This is a genomic window from Microbacterium paludicola (assembly GCF_015235415.1).
Classification (GTDB): Bacteria; Actinomycetota; Actinomycetes; order Actinomycetales; family Microbacteriaceae; genus Microbacterium; species Microbacterium paludicola.
The window spans coordinates 1-392 of record NZ_JADGLL010000118.1 but is presented as its reverse complement, the minus strand read 5'-3'; the positions used below and the strand labels follow the sequence as shown (position 1 = coordinate 392).

1 protein-coding gene is annotated in these 392 nt (G+C 75.0%); it reads left to right on the top strand.

All coding sequences use genetic code 11. The features are described from left to right. On the top strand, positions 1 to 392 hold a 392-nt coding region (locus tag IR155_RS15795; RefSeq protein ID WP_167760836.1), incomplete at both ends, for an amidohydrolase family protein.

Below are 392 nucleotides of genomic sequence, written 5' to 3'. Positions count from 1 at the left end.
GTCTGCTGGCGGAACAGGCCGACGTGCTGCGCCGGCTGCCGGTGGCGCTGGTCTTCGATCACTTCGGGCGTATCGCGCCCGCGCTGGCCGGTCGGCATCCCGCCCATGCGCTGCTGCTGGAGCTGCTGCAGGCCGGGCGCGCGTGGATCAAGCTCTCCGGCGGCTACATCGTGAGCGAGCGCCATGCGGTGGACGACCCCGCGCTGGACGCCCTGGCCGCCACCTACCTGCGCGCCGCCCCCGGCCGCGTGCTCTGGGGCAGCGACTGGCCCCATGCCACCGCGACGGCCGGCCTGCAGCCGCTTCCCGACGACGCGCAGCAGCTGGACTGCCTGGCACGCTGGGCCCGGCAGACGGGCGATGGTCTGGCGCTGCACCGCGTGCTGGTGGAC